The following is a 476-nucleotide window of genomic DNA, read 5'->3' as shown; positions in this document are numbered from 1 at the left end:
GAAAACGCAAAATCCCCATCAAGCACTTGAATCATGTGTTTGATGGGGATTTTGGAGTTTCTGGTGAATAATTCAGGTTATTCTTTGCACTATTTGACCATTTAAATGTTTTATATGCATAATCGATAGCTGATATTTTTAACAGAGAAGGCCATAATATTGAAACTTGTTCTCCTTGACATATAGAATTTGTAGATACAAAACAAAGACGGGCTTTGGTTAATCTTAAATATCGAACACCTTTAACAAACCAACATGTAATATAATCCAACTTTTTATACTTAATATTAGTATTAAGGAAAACATTTTCCATATCTTGTTTCTGTTGTTTATCTTGTTTTGGGTATCCTAAATATGGGGGATTACCAAATAAATAAACCTCTTCATCTTTTTTATGTGGTGAGAATTTACAATTCAAGTGCAACATAAATTAAAAAAATAACCCATAACGGGTAGAATTAGTTTAATAACCAAAT

At 29.6% G+C, this 476-nt stretch carries 1 protein-coding gene; it reads right to left on the bottom strand.

Annotated elements, in window-relative coordinates:
* Window positions 1-31 precede the first annotated feature (31 nt).
* A complete protein-coding gene (locus tag QOR82_RS09440) occupies window positions 32-427 on the bottom strand; it encodes a DNA methyltransferase (RefSeq protein ID WP_326521497.1) in 396 nt (131 codons plus the stop codon).
* Window positions 428-476 lie beyond the last annotated feature (49 nt).

This window comes from Limosilactobacillus difficilis, assembly GCF_947387495.1.
In the GTDB taxonomy this organism is placed as follows: Bacteria; Bacillota; Bacilli; order Lactobacillales; family Lactobacillaceae; genus Limosilactobacillus; species Limosilactobacillus difficilis.
This window is presented reverse-complemented; position numbering and strand designations above follow the sequence as displayed.